The sequence below is a fragment of the Gordonia sp. NPDC003376 genome (assembly GCF_053589235.1).
This window is the reverse complement of record NZ_JBSFRM010000001.1, coordinates 478,137-504,011: the sequence shown is the minus strand read 5'-3', so window position 1 is coordinate 504,011 and position 25,875 is coordinate 478,137. Positions and strand designations below refer to the sequence as shown.

General features: G+C 67.3%; 24 protein-coding genes. 9 read left to right on the top strand and 15 right to left on the bottom strand.

Going from position 1 to position 25,875, the window contains the following annotated elements:
* Positions 1-115 precede the first annotated feature (115 nt).
* The 9 genes from ACWDUA_RS02230 to ACWDUA_RS02190 form a co-directional block, all read right to left on the bottom strand.
* A complete protein-coding gene (locus ACWDUA_RS02230) occupies positions 116-1,336 on the bottom strand; it encodes a CaiB/BaiF CoA transferase family protein (protein WP_449749367.1) in 1,221 nt (406 codons plus the stop codon).
* Between the two features lie 63 nt (positions 1,337-1,399).
* A complete protein-coding gene (locus tag ACWDUA_RS02225; protein ID WP_449749366.1) occupies positions 1,400-2,842 on the bottom strand; it encodes an NAD-dependent succinate-semialdehyde dehydrogenase in 1,443 nt (480 codons plus the stop codon).
* A 33-nt stretch (positions 2,843-2,875) separates the two neighbouring features.
* On the bottom strand, positions 2,876-3,700 hold the full coding sequence (locus ACWDUA_RS02220; protein ID WP_449749365.1) for a mycofactocin-coupled SDR family oxidoreductase: 825 nt from the start codon (positions 3,698-3,700) through the stop codon (positions 2,876-2,878).
* 36 nt (positions 3,701-3,736) lie between these two features.
* The gene (locus ACWDUA_RS02215; protein WP_449749364.1) at positions 3,737-4,063 is read right to left on the bottom strand and encodes an EthD family reductase; all 327 of its coding nucleotides are present in this window, start codon (positions 4,061-4,063) and stop codon (positions 3,737-3,739) included.
* An 85-nt stretch (positions 4,064-4,148) separates the two neighbouring features.
* A complete protein-coding gene (locus tag ACWDUA_RS02210) occupies positions 4,149-4,982 on the bottom strand; it encodes a mycofactocin-coupled SDR family oxidoreductase (protein WP_449749363.1) in 834 nt (277 codons plus the stop codon).
* A gap of 79 nt (positions 4,983-5,061) precedes the next feature.
* The gene (locus ACWDUA_RS02205; protein WP_449749362.1) at positions 5,062-6,696 is read right to left on the bottom strand and encodes a flavin-containing monooxygenase; all 1,635 of its coding nucleotides are present in this window, start codon (positions 6,694-6,696) and stop codon (positions 5,062-5,064) included.
* Between the two features lie 59 nt (positions 6,697-6,755).
* Entirely contained in the window at positions 6,756-7,697 is a 942-nt protein-coding gene (locus tag ACWDUA_RS02200) for an alpha/beta hydrolase (RefSeq protein ID WP_449749361.1), read from the bottom strand.
* Between the two features lie 53 nt (positions 7,698-7,750).
* Positions 7,751-7,993 carry a hypothetical protein gene (locus ACWDUA_RS02195; RefSeq protein ID WP_449749360.1) on the bottom strand — a complete coding sequence of 81 codons (243 nt, stop codon included), beginning with the start codon at positions 7,991-7,993 and terminating at the stop codon, positions 7,751-7,753.
* Positions 7,924-9,387 (bottom strand): flavin-containing monooxygenase, encoded by a 1,464-nt coding sequence (locus ACWDUA_RS02190; protein WP_449749359.1) that lies wholly within the window; start codon positions 9,385-9,387, stop codon positions 7,924-7,926. The genes ACWDUA_RS02195 and ACWDUA_RS02190 overlap by 70 nt, the downstream gene beginning before the upstream one ends.
* Positions 9,388-10,183: 796 nt before the next feature.
* Here ACWDUA_RS02190 and ACWDUA_RS02185 point away from each other — a divergent pair.
* Entirely contained in the window at positions 10,184-11,542 is a 1,359-nt protein-coding gene (locus ACWDUA_RS02185; RefSeq protein ID WP_449749358.1) for an anaerobic C4-dicarboxylate transporter family protein, read from the top strand.
* Positions 11,543-11,913: 371 nt separating this feature from the next.
* Here ACWDUA_RS02185 and ACWDUA_RS02180 read toward each other — a convergent pair whose 3' ends face one another.
* Positions 11,914-12,516: a DNA/RNA non-specific endonuclease gene (locus ACWDUA_RS02180; protein ID WP_449749357.1), complete on the bottom strand. Its 603-nt coding sequence runs from the start codon at positions 12,514-12,516 to the stop codon at positions 11,914-11,916.
* Positions 12,517-12,637: 121 nt separating this feature from the next.
* Here ACWDUA_RS02180 and ACWDUA_RS02175 point away from each other — a divergent pair, with 121 nt between their 5' ends.
* The 7 genes from ACWDUA_RS02175 (at position 12,638) to ACWDUA_RS02145 (ending at position 19,707) form a co-directional block, all read left to right on the top strand.
* On the top strand, positions 12,638-13,291 hold the full coding sequence (locus ACWDUA_RS02175) for a GntR family transcriptional regulator (protein WP_449749356.1): 654 nt from the start codon (positions 12,638-12,640) through the stop codon (positions 13,289-13,291).
* A gap of 5 nt (positions 13,292-13,296) precedes the next feature.
* The gene (locus ACWDUA_RS02170; protein WP_449749355.1) at positions 13,297-14,634 is read left to right on the top strand and encodes an MFS transporter; all 1,338 of its coding nucleotides are present in this window, start codon (positions 13,297-13,299) and stop codon (positions 14,632-14,634) included.
* A gap of 210 nt (positions 14,635-14,844) precedes the next feature.
* Positions 14,845-15,777 (top strand): hypothetical protein, encoded by a 933-nt coding sequence (locus ACWDUA_RS02165; protein WP_449749354.1) that lies wholly within the window; start codon positions 14,845-14,847, stop codon positions 15,775-15,777.
* A 133-nt stretch (positions 15,778-15,910) separates the two neighbouring features.
* Positions 15,911-16,720 carry a hypothetical protein gene (locus ACWDUA_RS02160; protein ID WP_449749353.1) on the top strand — a complete coding sequence of 270 codons (810 nt, stop codon included), beginning with the start codon at positions 15,911-15,913 and terminating at the stop codon, positions 16,718-16,720.
* A gap of 10 nt (positions 16,721-16,730) precedes the next feature.
* Positions 16,731-17,216 (top strand): hypothetical protein, encoded by a 486-nt coding sequence (locus tag ACWDUA_RS02155; protein ID WP_449749352.1) that lies wholly within the window; start codon positions 16,731-16,733, stop codon positions 17,214-17,216.
* A gap of 62 nt (positions 17,217-17,278) precedes the next feature.
* On the top strand, positions 17,279-18,952 hold the full coding sequence (locus ACWDUA_RS02150) for an asparagine synthetase B family protein (protein ID WP_449749351.1): 1,674 nt from the start codon (positions 17,279-17,281) through the stop codon (positions 18,950-18,952).
* On the top strand, positions 18,949-19,707 hold the full coding sequence (locus ACWDUA_RS02145; protein ID WP_449749350.1) for a hypothetical protein: 759 nt from the start codon (positions 18,949-18,951) through the stop codon (positions 19,705-19,707). The genes ACWDUA_RS02150 and ACWDUA_RS02145 overlap by 4 nt, the downstream gene beginning before the upstream one ends.
* A 15-nt stretch (positions 19,708-19,722) precedes the next feature.
* Here ACWDUA_RS02145 and ACWDUA_RS02140 read toward each other — a convergent pair whose 3' ends face one another.
* Positions 19,723-20,256: a MarR family winged helix-turn-helix transcriptional regulator gene (locus ACWDUA_RS02140; protein WP_449749349.1), complete on the bottom strand. Its 534-nt coding sequence runs from the start codon at positions 20,254-20,256 to the stop codon at positions 19,723-19,725.
* Between the two features lie 560 nt (positions 20,257-20,816).
* Here ACWDUA_RS02140 and ACWDUA_RS02135 point away from each other — a divergent pair.
* Positions 20,817-21,062: a hypothetical protein gene (locus ACWDUA_RS02135; RefSeq protein ID WP_449749348.1), complete on the top strand. Its 246-nt coding sequence runs from the start codon at positions 20,817-20,819 to the stop codon at positions 21,060-21,062.
* A gap of 14 nt (positions 21,063-21,076) precedes the next feature.
* Here the strand turns inward: ACWDUA_RS02135 and ACWDUA_RS02130 are convergent, their stop codons facing one another.
* The 4 genes from ACWDUA_RS02130 to ACWDUA_RS02115 form a co-directional block, all read right to left on the bottom strand.
* The gene (locus ACWDUA_RS02130; RefSeq protein ID WP_449749347.1) at positions 21,077-22,519 is read right to left on the bottom strand and encodes an MFS transporter; all 1,443 of its coding nucleotides are present in this window, start codon (positions 22,517-22,519) and stop codon (positions 21,077-21,079) included.
* On the bottom strand, positions 22,516-22,968 hold the full coding sequence (locus tag ACWDUA_RS02125) for a MarR family winged helix-turn-helix transcriptional regulator (RefSeq protein WP_449749346.1): 453 nt from the start codon (positions 22,966-22,968) through the stop codon (positions 22,516-22,518). Before ACWDUA_RS02125 ends, ACWDUA_RS02130 begins: the two co-directional genes overlap by 4 nt.
* 192 nt (positions 22,969-23,160) lie before the next feature.
* Positions 23,161-24,615: an APC family permease gene (locus ACWDUA_RS02120; protein ID WP_449749345.1), complete on the bottom strand. Its 1,455-nt coding sequence runs from the start codon at positions 24,613-24,615 to the stop codon at positions 23,161-23,163.
* A complete protein-coding gene (locus ACWDUA_RS02115; protein WP_449749344.1) occupies positions 24,612-25,868 on the bottom strand; it encodes an aminotransferase class III-fold pyridoxal phosphate-dependent enzyme in 1,257 nt (418 codons plus the stop codon). The genes ACWDUA_RS02120 and ACWDUA_RS02115 overlap by 4 nt, the downstream gene beginning before the upstream one ends.
* Positions 25,869-25,875 lie beyond the last annotated feature (7 nt).

Below are 25,875 nucleotides of genomic sequence, written 5' to 3'. Positions count from 1 at the left end.
CTTGGGAACGGCTGGACGAGCGGGGGAGCCACGGCGGCCGGGTGGACATGGCCGGGTACCCGGACCGGTGTCGACCCACGGCCTCCGCGGCGGATCGACCCGGTCGGCGATCGACCTAGACGGCGATCGATTCGCAGCTGTCCTGCAGCGCGGCTGCGGAGCCGAGCAGCTGATCGACGGTCGCGTCGTCGTAGCCGAGCTCGGCGAGCACCGAGCGGGTGTCGGCACCCCTGGCGCGGGGGATGTCGCGGACCGAGGCGGGGGTGTCGCTGAGCTTGATCGGGAATCCGACACCTCGATAGCCGTCCTTCTCGACGACCATCTCGCGGTGCAGGGTGTGCGGGTCACGCAACGCCTCGCCGACGTCGCGGAGCGCTGACGCGGGTACGCCCATAGAGATGAGATCCGTTGCCAGTCGGTCCTTCTCGAAGGTCGTGGTCTTCGCGGCGAGGAGTTCGGTGAGGGGCGCGAGGTTGGCCAGCCGGTTGGCATTGGTCTGGTACCGCGGGTCGTCGGCGAGGCCGGGCAGGCCGAGCAGGTCGCACAGCATCCCGAACTGCCTGTCGTTGCCGATCCCGATGAACACCGAGCCGTCCGATGCCGGGAAGGTGTCGTAGGGGGCGACGGTCGGGTGTGCCGAGCCGGTTCGGACCGGAATGCGCCCATCGGCCAGATTCGACGCCGAGTGCGGGTGCAGGAGCGATATCGCCGTGTCGGCCAGGGTGAGATCGACGACCTGTCCCCGGCCTGTGCGGTGACGGGCGTTGAGCGCCAGCAGGACACCGCTGAAGGCGTAGATCCCGGTGACCATGTCGACCACGGGGACGCCCAGGCGTAGCGCTGGGCCGTCGGCTTCGCCGTTGATGCTCATCAGGCCGCCGTAGGCCTGCGCCACGGCGTCGTAGCCGGGCATCCCGCCCATCGGGCCATCGGTGCCGAAGCCGGTGATCCGGGCGACGATGAGTCGCGGGAAGCGCTCGAGGAGCAGGTCGTCGGGAAAGCCCCAGGCCGCCAGGGTTCCGGTCTTGAAGTTCTCCACCACCACATCCGACTCGGCGAGCAGCCGGTCGAGGACCTGCTGGCCGGCTTCGGTGCGCAGATCCACGCAGATGTTCTTCTTGTTGCGGTTGATCGCGCCGAAGTACGCGCTGGTGTCCTCGGCCACGAACGGCGGACCCCATCTCCGGGTGTCGTCGCCCGCCGGGGGTTCCACCTTGATGACCGAGGCGCCGTGGTCGCCGAGCAACTGGCAGCAGAGCGGACCCGCGAGGACTCGTGACAGGTCCAGCACTCGCAGGCCGGCGAGGCTCTCTTCGCCGGGGGTGGCGGTACTCATGAGATTCCAATCAGTAAGGGCTGTCGGTGTTCTGGGTGCCGGTGGTTCTGGTGTCGGTAGGGGTCAGACGACGTGGTTGACGTACTTGTGATGCTGATAGCCGTCCAGTCCCTCGACGCCGCCCTCGTAGCCGTGGCCGCTGTCCTTGAGCCCACCGAACGGCGCCTCGATGGCGGAGACGGAGAACGAGTTGATGCCGATGCCACCGGCCTGGAGTTCGTCGCTCATCGTCAGCGCGGTCTCCGCAGAGGTGGTGAAGACGTACGCAGCGAGCCCGACGTCGAGGCGGTGGCATTCGCCCAGGGCCTCGTCCACGGTGTGGAATCGGTTCACCAGTGCCAGCGGTCCGAACGGCTCGACCTGCATCGCCTGTGCCTCGATCGGGACGTCGGCCAGCAGGGTGGGCCGGAAGAAGTTGCCGGTGTCGCCGACCCGTCGGCCACCGGTCACCAGACGTGCTCCTCGACCGGTCGCATCGTCGACCATGTCGACCATCGCGCGCAGCCGGCGGCCGTTGGCCAGCGGCCCCATCTGCGTACCGCCGGCGAAGCCGTCCCCCACCTCGACCGACTCGAGGGCCGTGCCGAATGCGGTGACGAACTCCTCGAAGATGCTGTCCTGCACGACGAATCGGGTCGGTGACGTGCAGACCTGTCCGGCATTGCGCGTCTTGCCGGCGACGCAGGTCGCCACCGCCTTGTCGATGTCGACGTCGTCGAAGATCACCACCGGTGCGTGGCCACCGAGCTCCATGGTGCTGGGTTTGGCCGCGGCGGCGAGCAACTGGGAGAGCTGTCGACCCACCGCCGTCGAGCCCGTGAAGCTCACCTTCCGGATGATCGGCGAGGCGATGAGGCGCTCGGAGATCTCGGCGGGAACACCGAGGACGACATTGAACGCACCCGGCTCGAGACCGGCCTCGGCGAGGACCTGTGCCAGTGCCAGCACCGCTCCGGGGGTCTCTTCGGCGGGTTTGGCCACGACGGTGCATCCGGCGGCCAGCGCCGCGGCGACCTTTCGGACCGGAAGCAACAGCGGGAAGTTCCACGGGGCCAGTGCCAGAACAGGTCCCAACGGTTGCGTGATCACCGTCTGCCGGGAGCCTGCGACCCGCGGCGGCAGGGTTCGACCCCCCGCCCGCAACGACTCCCCCGCGAACCACTCGAACGTCTCCGCGGCCAGCACCACCTCCAGCGTCGATTCGGCGAGCGGCTTGCCCTGTTCGAGCGTGATCACCGCAGCGATGGCCGCGGAGCGCTCCCGCAGCAGTGCTGCTGCCCGATGCAGGACCGCGACCCGGTCGACGGCCGGGGTGCGGCCCCAGACCGCGAAGGCCGAGTCTGCTGCGGCGAGCGCGCCGTCGAGGTCTGCGGCACTCGCCCGGGGGATCGGCGCCACGATCTCGTCGGTTGCCGGATTGACTCGCTGACCCGCGGTTCCGGCCCCGGCATCCCGCCATTCACCGCCGATGAACAACTGCGTGATGGGCTCTGTCTGGACGGTCATCGGTCATTCCTTTCGATGGGGTGCGCGGGGTCGCTATTTGATGAGGAATCCGGCGTCGACCGGCAGCGCCACGCCGGTCACATACCGCGAATCGTCGGTGGCGAGCCAGGCGACCGCACTGCTCACATCCGACGCCTCGATGACCGGGATAGGCATCTGGTTGGCCATCACACCGGCGGCATCCGGATCCTGTTCCAGCCATTCGCGGATCACGTCGTTGTCCGCCATCGGGGTGTTGACGCCCGTCGGGGCCACCGCATTGACGCGGATGTTCTTGGGGGCGAGCCAGAAAGCCCATGTCTTCATCAAACCGATGACACCGTGCTTGGACGCGGTGTAGCCGTCCTGGGCGCCGCTGCCGTTGCCACCGCGGCCGGTGAGACCTTGCGTCGAACTCGTGAGGATGATCGAACCGCCCTCACCCTGGGAGATGATCTGGTCCACCCCCGCGTGAACCGTGTTGTACACGCCCGCAAGGTTGACGGCGACGGTGTCGAGGAACGTCTGATACTGATCGCTCGGCCGCACCGACTGGGGAGCGATCCCGGCGTTCGCCACAATCACGTCGAGTCTTCCGAGCTGTGAGATTCCTTCGGACACTGCCTGATTCATGGCCTCGGCGTCCCGGACATCGGTCGTGCTGTAGACGATCTTGCGTCCGGCTCCCTCCACGGCGGCTACGGTTTCGCGAAGATCGTCATCCGTGGCCAGCGGGTAGTGGACCGTGTCGATCTGTGCACACAGATCCAGGGCGATGATGTCGGCGCCCTCTTCGGCGAGTCGGATCGCGTGGCTGCGTCCCTGGCCGCGGGCCGCGCCGGTCACGAGTGCCACCTTGCCGGCGAGCTTCTGCGTCATGGGTGTTCTCCTTCTGTGGTCGTCGCGCCGGCAGCGTCAGTGTTCCCAGCCGGCGAGGGCTTGCATGCTCACACCGAACCGGCCGATCATGCCCTGCGCGTCCTCGTGCATGGCGTGTCCCTCCGGGGACCCGAAACCGGCGGCCATCGACTCGGGGGAGTCGAAGTACATCTCGGCGAGGCGGTAGCAGGCCGGGGCACTTCCCCCGAGGCCTGCCTCGGCGCGGGTGAGGGTGATCTTCTGCAGGCCGGGTACGGCCGCCGCGAGCGGCACATGCGTCGTCGCGTAGTGCTCTTCGAAATCGTCGATGTCGGCGTCCTGCGGAGCCGACCACAGGCCGACGACCTTGTACTGCTTGTTCATTCCACTGAGCCTTTCGGGATGAGTGGGCCTTCCCGGGATGAGAGGGCCTTTCGGGACGGGAGGTCTTCGACCGGGCGGGCCCGGGTCAGGCCTTGACGACGATCCCGGCGTCCACGGGCAGGGTCGCGCCGGTGATGTAGCGCGCCTCGTCGGAGGCGAGGAACAGGACGGCGTTGGACACGTCGATGGGGTCCACCCACGGCACCGGCAGTGCGTTCATGTTGGTGGAGACCTCGACGATGTCTTCCTTCGTGGGCGCATCGAGATCCGGCCGGAACATGCGGTAGATCTCGTCGTGCATGATCATCGGGGTGTCGACCTGGGTCGGATGGATGCTGTTGACCCGGATGCGGTGCTGCGCCAGTTCATTGGCGAATGCCCGCATCAGGCCGACGGTTCCGTGCTTGGCCGCCGCGTAGTGGGCGAGATTCTGTGGTGCGATCAGGCCGGCGGCGGAGCTGATGATCGTGATCGACCCGCCGCGGCCCTGTTCGATCAGTTGCGGCACGGCGGCTTTGATCGTCTGCCATACGCCGGTGAGATCGATGTCGATCATCTCGCGGAAGGCGTCCTCGGTGATGAGGTGGCCGGGTGCGTAGCTGGCGATACCCGCGTTGGGGACGACGATGTCGAGACCACCCAGTTCGGCGACGCCCCGATCCAGGGCCTCCTGGAGGGCGGTGGCGTCCCGGACATCGGCGACCGCCGACACCATACGGCGTCCGAGCGCGGTGACCTGCCGCTCGGTCTCCGCCAGGTCTTCCCTGGTGCCCAGCTCGTAGGTGACGCTCTCCACGGGCGCGCAGATGTCGATGCCGATGATGTCCGCGCCCTCCTCTGCCAGCCGGACGGCGTGACTACGCCCCTGCCCGCGGGCGGCGCCGGTGATGAAGGCGACCTTTCCTGCTACGCGACCCATGTCGTGCTCCTCTGTCGGTTCTGACGGACCTCGATCGGTCCGTTGTGGTGATGGGGTGATCCGGGTGCTGCCATGGCGGTCAGACGACCGAACGGGCTTCGGCCGGAGTGAGGATGAAGTCGGAGTACCCGTTGCGCGCGACCTCGTCGCACTTGTCGCGGAACACGTCGAGCCCGCCCGCATAGGGCAGGAACCGCCGCGGCTTGCCGGGGACGTTCTCACCGGTGTACCAGGACTTGGCCTTCACATAGAGCGTGCCGGCGCCGACCTCGTCGACGTGGGCGGCCCAGGCATCGTCGAACGCGTCGGTGGTCTCGATCGTCGCGATCGAGTTCTTCTGCAGGTGGTCGATGCAGTCGGTGATCCATTCGATGTGTTGCTCGGCAAAGCTGACGACGTTCCCGAGGACCGCCGGGCTGCCCGGGCCGTTGACCAGGAAGAGGTTGGGGAACCCGGAAACCTGCACGCCCAGTGTCGCTTTGGGGCCGTCGGCCCAATAGTCCCGGAGTCGGCGTCCGTAGCGGCCGGTCAGGTCGATATCGGTGACCGCTCCGCTGATGGCGTCGAACCCGATGGCGAACACGATGATGTCGACGGCATATTCCTCTCCGCCGCAGATGATTCCGTTCGGAGTGATCCGTTCCAGGGGCTTCTTGCGCAGGTCGACGAGATCGACGTTGTCCCGGTTGTAGGTCGTGAAGTAGTCGGTGTCGACGCACAGCCGCTTCGCGCCGAAGGGGTACTCCGTCGGTGACAGCGAACTCGCGGTCTCGGGGTCGTCGACGATCTCGGAGATCTTGGCGCGGACGAAGTTCCCGACGGTGAGATTCACACCCTCGTCGGTCATCACGTCGGTGAAGGCCCGAAGCAGGCCAGGCGCGCCACCGAGCTGCCAGCCGGCCTCGAGCACCGCGATCCGCTCGTCCTCGGAGAGCGGTGCGCCCGGTTCCGGCACGCTCATCGGGGGGACTCCGGACGGTGCGCGGCGTGCGCGGGCCCGACGATCCGCGTAGGTCGCCTTGACCTCGTCGAGCTCTTCGCCGCCGAGCGGCCGGTTGCCGGCGGGCACCGAGTAGTTGGGTGTCCGCTGGAGAACATAGACCTGGTCGGCCTGCTTCGCGAGCTGGGGAATCGCCTGGATGCCGGTGGATCCGGTGCCGATGACGGCGACCCGCTTGCCGGTCACGTCGATGCCCCCGGACGGCCAGCGCGCGGTGTGGAGCCACTGGCCACGGAAGCTGTCGAGGCCGTCGAAGTCGGGCTTCTTGGGAACCGAGAGCCCACCGGAGGCCATGATGGCGAACCTGGACCGGACGGTTTCGCCGGTGGAGGTGGTCACGGTCCAGGCGTCGTCGACGAACTCGGCGGCATTCACCCGGGTGTCGAGGCTGATGTGCCTGCGGAGGTCGAAGCGGTCGGCGACGTGGTTGAGGTAGGCCAGGATCTCCGGCTGCGCCGCATACCGTTCCGACCAGTTCCATTCCTGCTGGAGCTCTTCGGAGAACGAGTACGAGTAGTCGATGCTCTCCACGTCGCATCGGGCGCCGGGATAGGTGTTCCAGAACCAGGTCCCGCCGACGCTGGGGCCCGCCTCGAAGACTCGGACGCTCAGCCCCATCCGTTCGGCGCGGTAGGCCAGGTAGAGGCCGGAGAAACCGGCACCGACGACGGCGAGGTCGACGTCGACGTCAGATGGGGTGGTGTTGTCGGTCACTGGAGTTCCCTTCGAGGATGTTCGCGGCGCCCACGTGGGTTCGGGGGCGGCGGAGTGGGTCATCGGGTTGCGGTCCGGGTGATGGCCTCGGCCGTGGACCGGATCGCGTCGTCGGCGGTCGGCAGTGCGGCATACATGGGAAAGAAGCCATGCGCCATCGAGTCGTATCGGCGAACGGAGGTCGGGACACCCGCTTCGTCGAGACGTCGCGCATAGTCGAGGGCCTCGTCGCGCATGGTGTCGTACTCGGCCACGACGACCAGCGTCGGCGGCAGTCCGGTCAGATCCGCCGTCGTCGCCGGTGCTACCCGATGGTCGTCCCGCTCATCGGGTTCGGGCACGTAGCAGTCCCAGAACCACGCCATGTCGTCGGCGCTGATCAGGTACTTCGCGCCGTGTTCGCGATACGACGGGGTGGCCATCGTGTGGTCGAGGACGGGGTAGACGAGTACCTGCATGTCGATGCGGGGAGCGCCCCCGGACCGGACGTGGTCGAGGGTCACGGCGGCGGCCAGGTTGCCCCCCGAACTGTCGCCCATGACCACCAGCGGGCACGAGTCCGGCAGCATCGCGGCGATGTGTGCGACCGCGTCCCGGGCGTCGTCGTAGGCGGCCGGGAAACGATGCTCGGGCGCCAACCGGTAGTCGACGCTGAAGACGTCGAAGCCGGTCAGCGCCGACAGATACCGGCACAGGCCGTCGGACTCCGCGATACTCCCCAGAACCCAGCCACCGCCGTGAAAGAACACGATGGCACCGGTTGCGGTCGGGGTCGGCCGGTACCGGCGGACGGGGATCGACCCGGCCCGGCCGGTGACCTCGAGGTCCTCGACCGACTCGACGTCGGCCGGTGGCGGGGAGACCTTCTGCAGTGCGGCGCGACGAATCCGGAGGTCCGTCGCACCGATCTCGCGCATCGGCTCGCCGAGGTGGGACTGGAAGGCGTCGATGATCGTCTTCAACTGGGGGTCGAGTGGTGTTCGAGACGGTGCCGGGTTCATGGAGGACCTCAACTCGGGGAGTGTGGGAGGGATGTCGGTGTCGGGCTGTCGGGTCAGGACCTGTCGAACCCGGGGTAGCCCTTGGCCGATTCGTCGCCGAGCACGTCCCGGTAGCCCTTGACCCCGCCGAGGTAGAAGAACGGCGCGTGGGCCTTGCCCGGGATGTTGTCGCCGAGGAAGTAGTTGTTCCGGCCCTTCGCGACGACCGTGGCGTTGAGGATGTCGGTCAGGTTGTCGCGCCAGACGTCCGAGCACTCGGCGGACGGTTCGCTGACGGCGAGGTCGTGCTCGCGCATGTACGCGATCCGTTCGGCGATCCACTCCGCGGAGTCCTCGATGACGACGGGGCGTTCGCGAACGGTGCGTGCGGTCCGAAGATCATGAAGAAGTTCGGGAAGTCGGGGACTGCCACGCCGAGATAGGTCGACGGTCCGTCGGCCCACTTGTCGGCGATGGACAGGCCGTCGCGGCCGCGGATGTCGATCCGGGTGATCGAGCCGGTCGCGGCATCGAAGCCGGTGGCGAAGATGATCACGTCGGCTTCGTACTCGGTGTCGCCGACCCGGATCCCCTTGTCGGTGATCCGGGAGATCGGATCGACGCTCACATCGACCAGCGACACGTTGTCGCGGTTGAACGTCTCGTAGTAGAAGTGTCCGAGCGGAGGCCGCTTACCGCAGAACGGATAGTCTCTGGGGCACAGCAGTTCTGCCGTCGCCTCGTCCTTCACGATGGTACGGATCTTGTTCCGGATGAACTCCGAGATCACATCGTTGGTGCGTTCGTCGGTGAACACGTCGTCGAAGGTCTCGAACACGAAGTGGAATCCACCGATCTCCCAGCCGCGTTCGAGGATCAGCTGCATCTCCTCCGATGTGACGTCGTCGAAGGTCCGGCCGGCGAGGCCGAGGTCGAAACCGAAGACCTGGTCACGGGCCTGATCCCAGATGTTCGGATAGCGACTGCGGATGCTCTCCCGCTCCCGGTCGTGAAGGGTGGCGTTCCGCGCGGGCACAACATAATTGGGGGTGCGCTGGAAGACGGTGACCTGCTCGGCGGTGTGTGCGATGGTCGGGATGAGCTGGACCGCACTGGCGCCGGTTCCGATCACCGCGACCCGCTTGCCGGTCAGGTCCGGATCCACCTCCGGCCAGCGTGCGGTCATGTACCACTCGCCGCCGAAGTCGTCGATCCCGGGGAAGTTCGGCTTGTATGCAGCCGACAGCGGCCCGGTGGCACTGATGAGGAAGCGGGAGGTCACGCTCTCGCCGGTGCTGGTGGCCACGGTCCACACCGCCCGGTCCTCGTCGTACGTCGCCGATTCGACGCGCGTGTTGAGCGAGACCTGGTCGCGCAGATCGAAGCGGTCGGCGACGTGGTTGAGGTAGGAGTAGATCTCCTTCTGCGGTGTATACCGCTCACTCCATGTCCACTCGTTCTGCAGGTCCTCGGAGAACGAGTAGGCGTAGATCCAGGACTGGCTGTCGGTGCGGGCGCCCGGGTAGCGGTTCCAGTACCACACGCCGCCGATCTCCGGTGCCTCGTCGAAGCAGCGGGCCGAGATCCCGCGCTGTCGCAGGTCGTAGAGCTCACGGAGTCCGGCGAATCCGGCTCCGATCACGATCGCCTCGACGTCGACCGTCGATTCTCGATTCCTGAGGTCAAGGGGCCTGCTTTCGGTGACAACCATGGGGAGTCCTTTCGGCTTCTTCGGGTGGTGGCCGGGCAGCTGTCGGTCGGGTGGCCGGAGCTGGTGGTGCATGCCGTGTAGCTGCATGCCCGTGCGCTTCGGAGGCGTCGGTGGTCGAGTATGTTCGTATATAAGTTGTTCGATGTCTTAACTACGAACATGGTCAGGCTATTACGCGATCTGGATCACGTCAATGTCCCCGTATGCGAGAAGTCACTGGCGTGAGCCGCAGCAGGGACGACCGTGTGCCGGCGGTGGCCGCTGGGCGGTCGGATCGATCGGGACGCGAGGGAGCTGGGAGCCGGGCGTCGTGACGACGACGGGTGACAGCCGCGCGGGGATTCACAGCACGGCCCGGCGTCACGTGACAGAACGAATCTGCTTGTGTGCCCCTGCCGGCGCGGACGTCGGCCGGTGGTGTGCCCCACGCCGGCGGCGCCGACGATGACGGCGTCGGAGAGGCGCCCCGGGCGGGAACGTATCCGGTGGTGAAAGATATTGCCCGGTGATCGGATTCGCGATCCGCGTTGTCCAGTGCTTATGGCAGTACGCGCGCCCGGTGGCCCGAGTCCTGGCGGCGTCGGCGGACTCCGCGAGGACACCACACCCGGAAGGGTGGTGTGGGTCACCGGTGTCGGTGGCGAAAGTCGTTGCCGTGCCGCATCACTGGTGGAATTGGGACAACTCGGGCCGTCCGCGGCGCAGCGGGGTGGGCCTCGGCTAAGGTTCCGTACCGTTGGCGCCGACGTGCTCCCGCCGTCGGCGACGGATCACCCGAGAGCGGAATACGAGCCCTGTGCAGACCTTCGAGGTGATCGTCCAGATCCTGCTGTTCATCGCACCGCTGGCCATCAGCGTCCGGTACGGGCCGATGGCCCTGATCGGGTGCTCGGCGGTGTCGGTCTTCATCATGGTCGAGATCATGCGGATGGAGCCGGCGTCGCCACCGCTGTCGGCGGTGTTCATCATCCTGTCGGTGATCTGCGCGACCGCGGCGCTGACCGCCGCCGGTGGCATGGAATGGCTGGTTCGCCTGGCGGGCAAGGCGATGCGCCGCCACCCGCGCAGCATCCCCGTCGTCGGACCGCTGTTCGTCTGGCTGTTCACCGTCATGTCGGGGACGGGGAACATCACCTTCGCGCTCGTCCCGATCATGTACGAGGTGTCGTATGCGGCGAAGATCCGTCCCGAACGCATCCTCGGTACCGCGGTCGCGGTCTGCCAGCTCGCCCTGATGGCCAGTCCGGTGGCCGCGGTCACCTACGTCTTCCTCACTCTCACCGAGCCAGAGGGAAATACGCTTCTCAAGACGCTCGCCGTGACCATTCCCGCATCACTGATCTCCACCGTGCTGACGTCGATGGTGATGTCGCGGTACGGCAAGGATCTCGCCGACGACCCGGAGTACCAGCGGCGGCTGGCGGCCGGCGAGATCGAGTCGCCGAACACCGACGTCGACGACGCCGAGGATCTGCCGCCGCTGCGTGATCGTGCGCCGTGGAGCGCGTTCATCTTCCTCGGCGGCGTGATCTGCGGGTGCGTCCTCGGGTTCTTCGAACCGTTGCGGCCCACCAATCAGGTTGTGCAGGCCGATGGTTCGGTGCTCGACCACACGGTGTCGATGGCCTTCATGATCCCGATCACGATGTTCGCCGTCGCCGGGCTGATCATGATCGTGTGTCGGGTCAAGACCCAGGATGTGATCGGTCAGCCGATCATCGGTACCGGTCTCATCGCCGCGCTGCTGCTGGCGTCGGTGCCGGTACTCGCGGGCACGATCCTCAACGCGCACATGGACCAGGTGGCGTCGTTCGTCGGCAGCGCGATCGGGGTGTCGGTGGCGTTGTTCGCCCTGATCCTGTTCCTGCTCGCCTCGCTGATCCAGAGCCAGGTCGCGTCGCTGACGATGCTGGTCCCGGCCGCGTTGGCCGGGGGCCTGGCCATCGGCCCGATGACCGGCATGCTCGGCGCCGCCAGCGGCAACAACCTGCTGGCCTCGATGAGCGGTCTGGGGCAGGCGTGCATCCTCACCGACAAGACCGGCTCGACCAAACAGGGGTCGATCCTGATCAACGGGTCGTTCCTGCTGCCGATGCTGCTGGGATCGGTGTTCGCCATCGCACTCGGGCTGGGGATTCAGGCGCTGGTGTATTGACCGCATGCACGGCGACGATGACGATGAGTCCTGCTGGTCTCTGAGTCACCTCATGGCTGTATCCACGTGGCGGCTGACAGGCGGCTGATCGGGGCGCAGGTTTGCCGACACCGGGAAGGCCGCTCACCAAGTCGGCGAAGCTGCCGCGTGCACTCGACGGTCGGTCGACGGCCCGGGTCGGTTGCCAGACCGACAGCACCCAGCCGGGACGCCCAGGCCACGCAGTAGAGCGGGGTCTTGCCGACCGCTTCCCCCGGCAGTGCGGGCTTCAGCCAGCCGCCGGCATGGACCCCGCCAACGTGGAACCAGAGTGGCCGACCTCCTCGAATGGCTATTGCGTGCACGGGTTCTCGGTGAGTTGGAGAGAGTCGTCATCGGTTGAGAAAGCGCTCGACGATGATCGAGTCGTCGTCGAGTATCAGTCCGTACTCGAACGCAGCGGGCGTACTGCTCGTATCCCGATATATGCAGCGCACGAACAGAAACGTTCCAGGCCTCGTGGCCGCATACTTTTCCATCCTCCGCCAGCGTGCGCTGAGGTTCACCCGCGCGGACTGGACGACCAGGTTGAATCCCTCGTCGGGTCCTCCCACGCTGTGCGCGGCAATGTGTCCACGGTGGACGTCGAAGCCACCAGGTGGCCGACGCAAGGGGAATCCGGCCATGCGTGACGAACTGCGTCGATGCCGGGGCTTCGCGGACGTTCCATAGACGCCGACCATCCGAGCGTCGAAGGCACTGTCCTCGGGACTCGTCACATCCCACAGGTAGGTGAATGTCCCAGTGGTGAAAGCACGAACGTCGCGCCGGCCTGGTGTGGCTCGCTCATACAATGCCGCCCATTCCCCCTCCAGGGCCCTCGGGATCGTAGTACCGCTCGCCGGGTAGACGGCCCAGGAGAGAAGGTCCGGGTAGTCGACAAAGTGCGTTCCCCCCGGCTCGAGCTCGTCGACCACGTGATCGTGTTCATCCACGGATCCGATGGTGCACGATACCGAGACCCGGGATCGGCGAATCGTCCTCGTCGAGGTCGGCGACGGATGCTCCTCGACAGCACTTGCATGCATCGATGCATGCAAGTGCTATCGTCGTCCCATGTCCATGCGCACTCCCGACGACCAACCTGCGGTTTCGGCGTCTGATCGCGCCTTCCACCACGTGAAGGCGGCGATCATCCGCGGCGACTTCGCGTCCGGGACGATGATCAGCGAAGGGCTCGTGGTCGCCGATCTGGGGATCAGCCGGACGCCGGTCCACGAGGCGTTCCTGCGGCTGGCCGCGGAGGGGCTTCTCGACCTGCTCTCGCGCAAGGGCGCGATCGTCCGGCCGATCGCCCCCAGCGAGGCCGAGGACGTCCTCGAGATGCGCGAGGCCATCGAATCGGCGGCAGCGCAGCGGGCGATCCGGCTCGGCGACATCGACACGCTCATGCCGAGGCTTCGCCGGCTTCTCGACCTGCAGGTCGTCGCTACCGAGACCGCCGATGTCGTCGCCTATCTCGACGCCGACGACGAGTTCCACTCGGCGGTCGTCGAGGCGTCCGGGAACCGCATCGCCGTCGACTTCATGGGGCGACTGCACGACCGGCAGCAGCGCCTACGCCACCAGTTGGTCCGGGTGCGACCCGAACAACTGGTGGAGGGCCTGGCCCAACACCGGCAGCTGGCCGACGCCCTGGCCGCCGGTGACGGCGAGCGGTATGCGGCGGTCCTGCATGATCACGTCGCCTCGCATCGCGGGGCACTGTGATGGCGGTGTCGGCCGCCGCAACCGGAGTCACCTCACGCCTGCGCCCCTGGATGGCGGTGTGGGCCGGGATCTTCGCCTGCACCTGGGGCGGAAACCAATTCAGTCCACTGTTGCTCATGTACGAAGAGCGCGTGCACTATTCGTCGATCGTGGTCAACGGTCTCCTCGGGATCTACGTGCTCGGACTGATCCCGGCGTTGCTGATCGCCGGGGCGATGTCGGACCGGCGTGGCCGCAAGCGGCTGATGCTCGGCGGTGTGCTGGCGACGATCACCGGAAGCGTGCTCCTGGCCTTGGGGCCGTTCGGACTCGGATTCTTGGCCGCGGGCCGATTGTTCTCCGGGATCGGAGTCGGTGTGGCTATGGCCGTCGGGACCAGCTGGATGACCGAACTGTCCATGCGCCCCTACGAGGCGGGTGCGCGCCCCGGTACGGGTGCGCGGCGGTCGGCGGTGGTCTTCGGCACCGGATCGGCGTGCGGCGCACTGGTTGCCGGTCTCCTCGCACAGTGGGGACCGCTGCCGGAGACGCTGCCCTTCCTGGTGCACATCGCGCTGAGCGTCCCGGCGCTGGCCGCCGTCCTCACCGCACCCGAGACCCATCGCGCATCGGCCGACACCGCAGAATCGGTGTCACGACGCAGGTTCCGTGCGCCCGGCATGACCCACAAGCGTTTCCTTCTCGTCGTGATGATCGCCAGCCCATGGCTTTTCGGTGGCGCGGCGATCGGATACGGATATCTCCCGACCAGGCTCGAGGATGCGACGGGCGCCTACGGTCTGGTGTTCGCCACCGGTGCCTCGGTGATCGCGCTCGCGACATCCTCACTCGTGCAGCCGTTCGCGCGCTGGATCCACTCGGAGAACTCGGCTCGCGGACTGATCGTCGCGGTGCTCGCACTGACCGCCGGGATCGCCCTGGCCACGGTCAGCATCGACCTCCAGTCGATCGTCCTGGCCGTGGTCTCGAACGTCGCGATCGGCGCCGGTATCGGGATCGGGCAGGTCTCAGGGCTTCTCGAGGTGCAGCGGATCGCCGGACCATCCGAACTCGCGGTGCTGACCGGCGCCTTCTACTCGCTGGCCTACGTCGGCTTCTTCCTGCCGTTGATCATCGCCGGGCTGGCCGTCCACGTCGGACTGTTCGTCGTGCTGTGGTCGGTGGTGGCACTCGCCGCGCTGACCGTTCTGGGACTGGCATTCTCGTCCACGAAGTACCTGCCGCCGGTGCGCGGACTCGTCGAGGTGGAAGTTCCCGAGAGGCAACCAGGCGCCGGTGCAGACGGCGCACTGCCACAAGACGGGCACCGAACTGTCCAAACGGAACCATCGCCGCCGGGTTGAGAGACCCCGGTCGAACGACGGACCGTGTGAACCCACCCGACCAGGTCGCCCAGTTCGTGATAGACCAGTCGGGTCAGGCTGTCTGTCGCGTCACCGGGAGGGTGCCCTGTGATCTGTCCGCGCTGTTCGCAGGACCTGCGTCGTCGCGATCGGGAAAACCGTGTGTGTGCCAGGTGTCGTGCACGGTTTGCCCTCGAACCCAAGCAGACCATGCACAACCTCCACGACGTGCGGCTCCGCAAGCTCTCGGCGAAGCTCCGCACCGACGACGACCTGACCTTCACCTATACCCAACTCGTCTACGCCGCCGCACGCGGGCGGCTGCCGCGCCTGGGCGCCGGGTGGTCGCGCAGCGCGCTGGGCTGGACGATCGCGGTCTTCGTCGTCGTCGATGTTCTGACCGTGGCGTCCGCGGCCTTCCTGACCTCCAGGGGCGGCGACATCGCCGGGATGCTGCCGGTGATCATCGCCTGTGGTGTGGTGGCGATCATCGCGTCGGTGGTGGTCAATGTGGTGCGCAGGCCCGCGGCGCTCCGGAAGGCCCGCGTCGGAGTCGATGTGGCGCCCGCCGACGTCGTCGCCGAGGTCGAGAGGTACTGGAAGGCGGTCTACCGGGAGTCGGTCCCCGGGGCGGTCAACGACGACATCGCAGCCCTTCCCGCATGTCCGAATCCGAAGGTCGCGGTGGTCTGTCCGAGCCGGAGCGTGCTGGTCTGCCTGGCCGCCAACGGGTTCGCCGACCGGTATGCGATGGCCTTGGTCCACCGTCCCGAGGATGCACCGTCGGACCTGCCGATTCTGTTGCTGCATGACGCGAGCCCCGCGGGGACGGCGTTGGCGGAGCACGCCCGCAGTCGGTTCGGGCCTCGTGTCCGCGACGTCGGACTCGCTCCGCGGATGGTGATGGATTCGGAGAAGGCGCTGATCCTGCACGAGCCCGCGTTGTCGGCGGCCGAGGTGGCCGCACTGCCGTCGGGACTGTCCGAGCGGGAACGCGATTGGCTCGCCTACGGCTGGTGGTCGCCGATCGCGGCCGTCCCTCCGCGCAAGCTCCTGTCGGCCGTCGAACGGGCACTTGCGCCGTCGCGTGCGGGTGAGCAGACCGCGCACGGCGTGGGCTTCCTCACCTGGCCCGCGGCGTGAGCGCATGTGCCCCGCCGGGAGGCGGGAACGTCGACGGCGGCCCGCGGGCGGTGTGATAGATGTGGACTCACCCACGCACGGCCCGCAGCGCGTTCACGGGCTGCCCGGAGACCGGCCCAGGAGGACCCGTCAGATGACCACGAGGACGCCGCCCCGGCCTCGGCGTGTACGTCTCCGAGGGCTGATCGATCGTGTCGTCGACGCCGTCCTCACGCGCGCCGTGCAGCGGGTCGGGGCTCCCACCGACCTGCAGTTCACACAGCGCCAGCTGTACTACGAGGTCTGTCGGACACTTCTGCCGGTGCGCGGGTTGCCCCGTCGTCCCGCCTTCACCATCCCCGCCGTCGTGCCGTACCGACGGTTCAGCGCCTGGCTGGAGCGGTCCGGTGAGCTGCCCGGTCTCCTCCATCCCCGGGCTGAACCGACCGGTGGGATCAGTTGTCACACCACCGAACCCGACCTGTATGCCTACGGACTCCCGCGGGTGCTGTGCTGCCAGAGTCAGGAGATCGCAGAGATGCTGCGCGCCAACGAGTTACCGATGGAATCGGCGTGCCTGGTGGTCGGCGTCGACGAGTTGCCGCTGTCCGACGGGATCATCCGGATGCTCGGCAACGCCGACGACGGTCCCGCCCGAATCTATGTCCTGCACGACGACTCGCCTGCGGGTAGGGAGTTGCCGGGACGGATTCGCGAACTCACGTCACTCCCGGACGCGGTGCAGGTGGTCCCGATCGGCCTGCGCCGTGCTCAGACGGCCCCACTGCATCTGACCCGAACCGGATTCGGCGTGTTCTCGGACGTCGAGGTGGCCGCCGTCGCCCCGGCGATGCTGCTCCGGAGCGTTCATCGACTGGTCCGCGAGGTGCACCGGCACCACGAACCCCTCGTCGACGTTCGCGGAGCACGCTCGGCAGGATTTCTGACATGGCCGCACCGGTGAGGGAGTCGCGATGACCGGACAGTCTCCACAGCAGCTCACCTACAGTGACGAACTGCTCGCCGACCACTCGGTGTACCGACGGTATTCCGATGGCCGTCAGGAGTGGCGTCGCCGCGACGACCAGGGTCGGGTGTGGTGGCGCGACGATCGAGGGAACAGCGGTGTCGACGAACCGCTCGGCACCCGGATCGTCAAGCGCACCTACCACAATGGAGCGGTGATCTACGGACGCGAGAACGGATTCGGGCGCACGCTGTGGAGTGACGGCATCCTCACCCTCAACCGTTCCCGGTTCGGTGGCAGGCTCGGTGCTGCCCTCGCCGCGGTGGCCGGTGGCGCTTTGCTGGTCGGCCTCATCCATCCCCCGCAACACCTGACGCCCGAGCAGGAGGCGCAACTCCAGACGGAGCCGGTCGACCCCGGCAGCGGCGGCGGGAGCGACTCCTATTCGTCCTGGGATGACACGGGTGACGATGATGGCGGTGATTTCGGTTGATCCCATGGATCTTTCGTCTCCGCTTCATCGTCGGGTCATCGTTCGGCCCGGTGAGGTGGTAGGTGGCCCGGTTCATCGTCCGCCCCGGCAGCGCCGATCGGGCCGGTCACGACTGGGTGCTCGTCGACGGCCCCGGTGTCGCCGACGGCCCAGTGACCGTCGGTGGGTTCACCGCTGTCGGTGAGGCCACGGTCTTCAACGGCGCCGCCCTCCGACGTCGGCTGTTCCCACCTGCACCCGAATCATGCACGGACATGGAGTTGTTGGTCCATGCCTACGCGCAGCACGGTCTGCCCGGTGTCGCCGAGGCCGACGGCATGTTCGCGATGGTCGTCTCGGACGGCGATGACCTGGTCCTGTTGCGCGACCACGTCGGCGCGCGCACGCTGTTCTATGCACGCGCCGGTGGGTCGTGGGCGGCGGCGAGTTCGTTGCGGTCCTTGGCATCCTGGCCCGCGCTCGACACCGGGCTCGACGTGCGGGCGGTGCGGTCGTTCCTGACCTTCGCCTACCTTCCCGGGGCCGAGACCTTCTTCCGCGGCATTCGCGAGGTCGGCCCCGGGCGGTGCCTCCGCCTGCGTGCAGACGGCGGTACCGACGAGAGCGTGCTGTGGGATCCGGCCGAGGCCGACGATCCGCGGGGGGCCGACCCCGATGGGGTCCGGTTGCGGGAGTTGTTGGAGGAAGCAACCATTCGACGCCTCCCGGCCGCTGAGCCGGTGGGTGTGCTGTTGTCGGGTGGGGTGGACAGCAGCCTGGTGACCGCGTTGGCGGCGAAGTTCCACGACGAGCCGGTCACCGCCTACTCCATCGGCTTCGACTCCGACACCCCCAATGAACTCGCCTACTCCGGGCTCGTGGCCGCACACTGCAACGTGGAACGCCGGGTGCTCACCGTGCCCGGGGCCGTGATCGCCGAGCGGATGGCCGAGACCGTCGCCCTGCTCGACTGTCCGGTCGGAGATCCGCTCACCGTCCCCAATCTGCTGCTGGCACAAGAAGCGGCCCGCGACGGACACTCGGTGATCCTGAACGGCGAGGGCGGCGACCCGGTGTTCGGCGGGCCCAAGAACCTGCCGATGCTCATCTTCGAGCTCACCCGCGACGACCCGTCGGTGCAGGCCCGAGCCGCCGCCTACCTGTCGAGCTATCGGAAGTGCCTCGACGACCTGCCGACCCTGCTCACCGGCGACGTCCTGGACGAGCTCGCCACCACCGCACCGTCCACCGAGGTCCTGCTCCCGTACCTGGGTCCTGGCCAGATGCGCAGTCTGCTCAACAAATTGCTGCACACCAATCTGAGAACCAAAGGTGCGCACCATATCCTGACGAAGGTGGAACGGCTGACCGCGGCCAGCGGTGTGGAGGGACGTTCCCCGCTGTTCGACAGCGCCGTCATCGATCATGCGTTCGCCATCCCGCCGGAGCTGAAATTGCGTGGCACCACCGAGAAGTGGATTCTCAAGCAGGCGGTGCGCGATCTGCTGCCGTCGACCATCGTCGACCGACCCAAGAGTGGCATGCGGGTCCCGGTGCAGCAGTGGCTCGACGGCCCGCTTCGCGATCTCACCCACGACGTGCTGCTCAGTGGCGACGCGGACCGCGGACTGTTCCGTCGCGACACCATCCGGGCCTGGTTGCGCAAGGACGGCTCCTTGCTTCCGCGCCACGGCGGAAAGCTGTGGCTGGTACTGACTCTGGAACTCTGGTTGCAATCATTCGAGGTGGGACAGTGACAGGTACGTCGCCGATCAAAGCGCATGCAGACGATGTCAACGAGGTGCACGACCTCGCGACCTTCGCCGATCCCGGGCACAACGTCGTGACACCGGTTGCGCAGTTCGCCCCCGAGGTGGCGTTGGCGGTGGTCTCGACCCTGGCCGGGATCGTCACCCGGGCCAAGACGAGCACGGCGGCAACGACTCCCGACGCCGACGGCATCACGCGTTCGCAGGTCTTCGAAGAGGGCGACGTCTACATGATCGAGAAGCCCTTCGACGGGTTCTTCGCCGATCGCTATCTGATGGACTTCTACGACGTCACCCACCGCGATCTGTGTTCCCGGATGCACCTGCACACCGGGCTGCGTTTCGTTCGCATGATGACCGGCCCGGACACCAGGATCCGGGTCGGCAGTCTCTCCCCGTTCGCGATCACCGAGGTTCCCGGTGTCACCCCGTTCACGTTGCGCACCTTCACCGACGAGCTCCCCGACACCCCCGACGGCGTCGTGCGGACCCGCTACAACCTCGTCGTACCGCCGTGTTCGTTCGTCGACATGCAGGTGCCCCGCGGGGTGAGCCACCAGTTCAATGCGATCGGCCCGCATGCGGTGATCGACTCGGTGCACCCGGAGGAATCGATCGAGGTGTTCCGCGAACAGATGTCGGGTTACCGGATGATGGCCCAGACGGTGTTCCTCGCCGACGAACTCCACTCCGCGGACGGGTGTACCGATCTCGGGGATGCAGACGTCGAGGCCGGGGGCTGAGGCCGGGGGCCCAGCTCAGCTGGACTCGGTCTGTGTGCCGCCGACCGTGTCGCGCATGGCGGTGAGGGAGGCGAGCAGGATCTCCACCATCTGCGGAGTACTGCTCTCCATTCCGAAACCCTTCTCGCTGAGCGCCTCGGTGGCGAGGGTGCGGCCCTCATCGGTGATCGTCACACAGGTGGCGCGGCGGTCGGTCGGGTGCGGGCTGCGGTAGAGCAGACCGCGGTCCTCGAGTCGATCGGTGGCCAGTGTCGCGGTGGTGGCGTGGACGAGCAGATTGCGCGCCAGGCCGGAGATGAGGCGGGTACCCGATTCCGACAGCAGCAGGGTCATCAGCATCAGGTAGTCGGTCAGGTTCAGGCCGTCCTGCTTCAGTTCCGCCTCGACCCGGTCGGCCACGATGCGCTCGAAACGCAGCAACGAGGTCATCGCCTGGAAGCGTCGGGGATCTCCGACGAGGTCCTGCTGCTCCCAGTAGTGGGCGGCCCATTCGACGGGGTCGGTGATGTCGGGTAGTTGGCCTTCTACCTTCTTCTTCTCGGTCGCCACCGGGACTCCTTACCGATCACCGGGCATGTCATCGGTGCCCCCTCGTCGGATTGGTCGACAGAATCGGACATCTCCCGCAGTGGTACAGCGGGTCAGCGCAGCCGCTATCGAGTACTCGAGCCGGTATGTCAGTACGAGGCCGATCGCCTGGCCGGGTCGTCGGACGCCGGTCTCGTGCACCGGCGTCACCGGGACTACTACTTCCGGTTCGCACAGCGGGTCGCCACCGAGTACGGAAGCGATCGTGACGTCGACTGGTACTTCACCACCCGGGCCGAACACGCCAATCTGCGCGAAGCGCTTGCCTTCTCACTCCGGGGCGTCGACGAGGCTCGATACGCTTTGGAGGTGGCGACGGTGCCGGCACCTTGTGACAGCAATCCAGCTCCCTTCGCGAAGGATACGAGTGGATCTGCGCCACCCTCGGCCAGGTCACCGCGCCGTGCCGGGAACGGGCGGTCGGACTCGCCGCGGCAGGCATCGTCGGTTTCCTGCTGCGCGAGGTCGACGATGCCCGAGCACTCCTGCGCGAGCACCGAGAACCCATCGCTCGACTGGGGATGCCCGATGACTCCATGGTGACCCTGCAGGCCCTGGCCCTCGAGACATTCACCGACGGTGACATCGACCGATCACTCGCATTCGCCGAGCGGGTGGTCGAACGTGGGATCGCGGGTGCGAATCCGGGCCGTGTATCCGAGGTGATGGCGCTGACAGTGCTCTATGCGATCGTCCTCGAGAACGACAGGGCAGAGGGGCTGGTCTGCGCGAGGTCGGGGGCGGGCGGCATCCCTGCGGAGGAGTGATCCGCGGACTCCGGTCACGCCTCATGATCGACGGCGGTGTGACCGGCTCGAACCGGCTTCCCCGGTCGCGGGCCCATGTTCTTCGACATCACGATGCCGACGAGCAGGACGGCGGCCACGACGACGATGAACCACCCGGTGGTGTGGAGGCCGTGGTCGGTGATGGTGGCCCCGGCGGTCAGCTGCATGACGACGACGGCGAGGTTGGCGCCGATGAAGGCCATGGTGCGGTACATGCCGATGGCGGTGCCCACGTCGTCGACGGAGGTGACGGCGTTGATCAGGTTCTGATTGCCGATGTTGTTGAAGCCGTTGGGTATTCCAAGAACTGCTGCCACGAGCAGGAGCACGAGGATCGGGGCGGTGGACTTCTCGACCGAGGCGATCAGGATGCCGCCGGCGAGCAGTGCCGCGGTTCCGATGAACAGTGTGGTGCGGGGGCCGTGGCGACGATAGGTGCGTGAGCCGACCATCGTCGCGATCACGCTCACCCCGGCGACCGGCAGCATCGTGAGTCCGGTCTGGATCGGGGTCATCTCGCGGACGTACTGCAGCCATTGCGGGATTCCGAAGAACACGCAGTAGAAGCAGGTGTAGGTGAGCAGCGTCCGCCCGAGGGTGGCGCTCAGTGCCCGGTTGCCGAACAGTGCGCGGACATCGAGGAACGGCTCGGGGGTGTGCCGTTCCCACAGGACGAAGGCGACGGCGGTGATGACCGAGACCGGGAGCGCCCACCAGGCGATCGATGCGCGCAGGGACACCAGGAACACCATCAGGGTGGTCAGGGCGGGAACGAACAGTGCGATGCCGGTCATGTCGATGGCGTGCAGGGCGGCCGGCACCGACGGTGGCCGGTCGCCGGCGAATCCGACGTCGGCGCGGAGGATGAAGAATCCGCTCAGCGCGGCGACCGGGATGTTGACCCAGAGGATGGACTGCCACCCGAACGTGCCGACGAGCAGTCCGCCGAGGGTGGGGCCCAGGGCGGCCACCGACTGTCCGCACACGACGAGTGTGGTGATGGCCGTTCGTGATTGGCGCCGGTACTTCTCGGCATAGCTGCGGACCATCGTCATCGCGTTCGGCATGTGCACCGAGATCCCGATGCCGAGCAGCACATAGGCGACGATGAGCCATTCGATCCCGGGGGCGACCATGCCCACGACCGATCCGATACACACCAGGACCAGGCCGGCGAGGAAGACCCGGCGGGCGCCGAACATGGCGCCGAGGCGTCCGGCCATCGGCGCGCACACCGCGGTGGTGATGTACATCGCGGAGATCACCCAGGAGACGCTGGCCGAGGCGCCGAACTGGGCGGCGATCCCGACGATCGCGACCGCGATCATCGAGGAGTTGAGGGGCTGGAGGACGGTTCCGGAGGCGGCGGCACCGCTGACGCCGAAGGGGACCGGTCGCTTGTCCTCGGTGGTGGGCGGGTTCTGGGTGAGGGTCATCGGGCGGCGCCGGTGACATCGTCGGCCGGGGCGTCCTCGGCGATCCTGCGGAGGAGGTTGCCCGCCAGGAACAGCAGGTCACGCTCGACGGGAGTGCAGTGCGTGCTGATCGCCTCGGCCAGCCATTCGTTGCGGGTGCTGCGGTCGGCCTCGAGGGTCTGGTGGCCGACGTCGGTGATCGAGATCAGGGCGGCGCGTGCGTCATCAGGATCGGGGTGACGGGTGACCAGGCCTTGTTGTTCGAGGTAGGCGACCGTCCGCGCCACGGTCTGGGGAGCGACCATCTCGGCGTCGGCGAGCGCGCGTGCGCTCATCGGGCCGAGCCGATCCACATGTGCCAGGGCCTGTACCTGCGTGGGGGTGAGCAGATGGTGTCCGGCGCTCTTGGTGCGGATGCGTCGGTTGAATCGGACGATGTCGTCCCGGAGCTGATCGACCCTCTCGTCCATCCGTCATCCTCGATACTTGGCAGCAGTTGATACACAGCATAGCTGTCTAATTGCCTCGAATATTTCAAGTTCGTCGCCGATGTGCGTCACAATATGGAACGCAGTGCGTTCTATTTGGCGGATGTGGTCGATGATCTGCAGTCGCCACGCCCACGTCGTATCCGACGAAGGATGGGCGTGGCGACGCCGTGGTCACTCGCTGAGTGAATCGAGGTCGACCACCTCACCTCTCCGTTCCCGCCGCCGGGCGACGGCGACACCGACGACGAGTGCGAGCGGGATGACGACGGGAAGCGAGTTGATCAGAGGTGAATCGCTTCCGGTGAGGACGTGATAATTCAGCGCGATCGCGATCACCCCGAGCAGGATCCCGATGCCGCCGATCGCCGGCGCCCAGAGTGTCGCCCACCGCTTACGGTCCGGATCACCGCGGAAGTACCGGATCACCGACAACGCGACGAGCACCTGAACGCCGATCACGCCGATGGTGAAGATGCCGGTCAGGCTGGTACCGATGCTGAGGTACGGGTCCGCGCCGGTCAACGCGCAGCCCAGGAGGACGACGGCGGTCGAGGCCACCACCACATCGCTCGCGATGGACGGGGCGCCGTGCTTGGTGTGGATGCGGCCCAGGGCCCGGGGCAGGAAGCGCTGCTGCCCGAGTGCCTGGACGTAGCGCACCGTCGCGTTGTGCAGCGCGAGGAGGCAGGCGAGCAGGCTGGTGCAGAAGAACACCTGCATCAGGACGAGGAGTGGGTCGCCGCCGTTGTCGGCGGCGATCGCGAACACGAAGTCGCCCGACATCTCGGTGGCCATCGGGACGGCCTGGTCGGCGCCGACGGCGCCGATGATGAGCCAGCTGCTGAGCAGATAGATCACGATGATCACCGAGACCGCACAGTAGGTCGCACGGGGAATGCTGCGGTGTGGGTCCTTGGCCTCGGACTTGTACAGGATGGCCGACTCGATACCGATATAGGACGTGAACCCCATCATGATCGCGGGTCCGATGGACCCCGACAGCACCGTCGAGGGGCTGAATGTCGTCAGGGGGAACGCCGAGAACCCGTGGTTGACCAGGATGGCGACGTCGAGGATTCCGACGACGGCGAACTCGGCGATCATCAGGCCGAGCAGGGCGCGCGCCGAGACCGTCGCCGCGCGTCGACCCAGGGTGAGGACGAGCGCCAGTGCGATCGCCGACCATCCCCACCAGGGCAGATCGATTCCGAACCCGCCGAGGATCAGGTTGGAGTAGTACCCGGTCGCCACCGCGAGCGCAACGGTGCCGGCCAGGTATGCCAGCCCGGTGGCGAAGGCGGTCCCGAGCCCGAGCGCCGGACCCAGGCCCGCACCGACCAGCACAGAGAAACCGCCGGGGCCGTCGACGCGCGCGCTCAGTGCGAGGTATCCGGTGGCGAGCAGGGCGACCAGGACTCCGGCCACCAAGAACATCACGGGCAGCCCTGCCCCGTTGCCGAGAATGATCCCGATCGGGATGTTGCCGATCATGACGCCCAACGGGGCAGCTGCCGCGACCACCAGCATGGTGACGCGCGGAGCGGTCAGGGTGCGGTGGAATCCGGGAACGTCACCCGGGGCGACGGCCGGTTGTGTGCCGGGCGGGTTCGATCCGAGTTCGGTCATCGTGCACCCCGGACTGCTCGAACGGCGTCGAATCCGGCGGCGGCCGCATCGATCATCTGGTCGACGACCTCCGGCGTGTGTGCGGTGGACAGGAACCAGTTGTGCCAGGGGTGGAAGAAGGTCCCCGCGTCGAGCGCTGCGGCGCAGAACGCCATGGCCTGGGACAGGTCGGCATCGTCGTCGAAGGTCATGAAGGGCATCTGGACATGACCGGACTGCCGGATGGGTACGCCGGCGGCGGCGGCGGCCAGGCCTGACCGGAGACGCTCACCTGCCGCCACCATGGTGGCGATACCGTCCTCCTCGCGAAGCTGTGTGATCGTGGCCAGTGCGGCGGCCATCGGGGCTGCCGACGACCAGAACGAGCCGGTGATGAAGATACTGCCGGCGGCATCCTTGAGCGCATCGGTCCCGGTGACCGCCGAGATCGCGGCGCCGTTGCCGATGGCCTTGCTCAGCGCGGTGAGGTCGGGCCGTACGCCGAGGTGCTCCCAGGCGCCGGCGAGGCTCAGTCGCATGCCCGTCCGCACCTCGTCGAGGACGAGAACGGCCCCGATCCGGTCGCACAGCTCACGGACACCCTGGGCGAACTCGGGTGTCGCGAACTCCTGGTCGACGAATCCGTCATGCTGCAGGGGGACGACGATCACCGCGGCGACGTCGCCGTCGTGGGCATCGGCAGCGGCGGCGAGGGATGCGAGATCGTTGTAGTCGAACTCGACGATGTTGGCCCGGTCTGATTCGGCGACGCCGACCATCGACGGTGTGAAGACGTCACTGGCCCCGTGATAGGCCTTGCGTGCCTTGAGGATCTTGGTGCGTCCGGTCGCCGCGCGTGCGATTCGGAGGCTCATCGCGGTGGCATCGTTGCCGTTCTTGCCGAACATCGCCCAGTCGGCATGCGCGACGGTGTCGACCAGCAGTTCGGCGAGTTCCACCGCCACCGGACCCGGCCCGTTGAGGGTGTTGCCGAGCCGGATCTGCTCGCACTGCGCGGCCACGACGCGCGGCTCGGCGTAGCCGACGACCATCGGGCCCCAGGCGCACATGGCATCGCTGAAGCGCCGCCCGTCGACATCGATGAGGTGGGCGCCCTCACCCCGCGCATAGAACTGGGGATATGTCGGGGGTAGCTGGTTGACCCCGACCGACAGATGTCCGGGATAGCCCCCGGGACCGGGCAAGACGTGGGCCGCTCGAGCGCGAAGGCCCGCGTCTCGGGTGAGGGTGGGAGGAGTGGGGGTTGGTGTCATGCGAGGA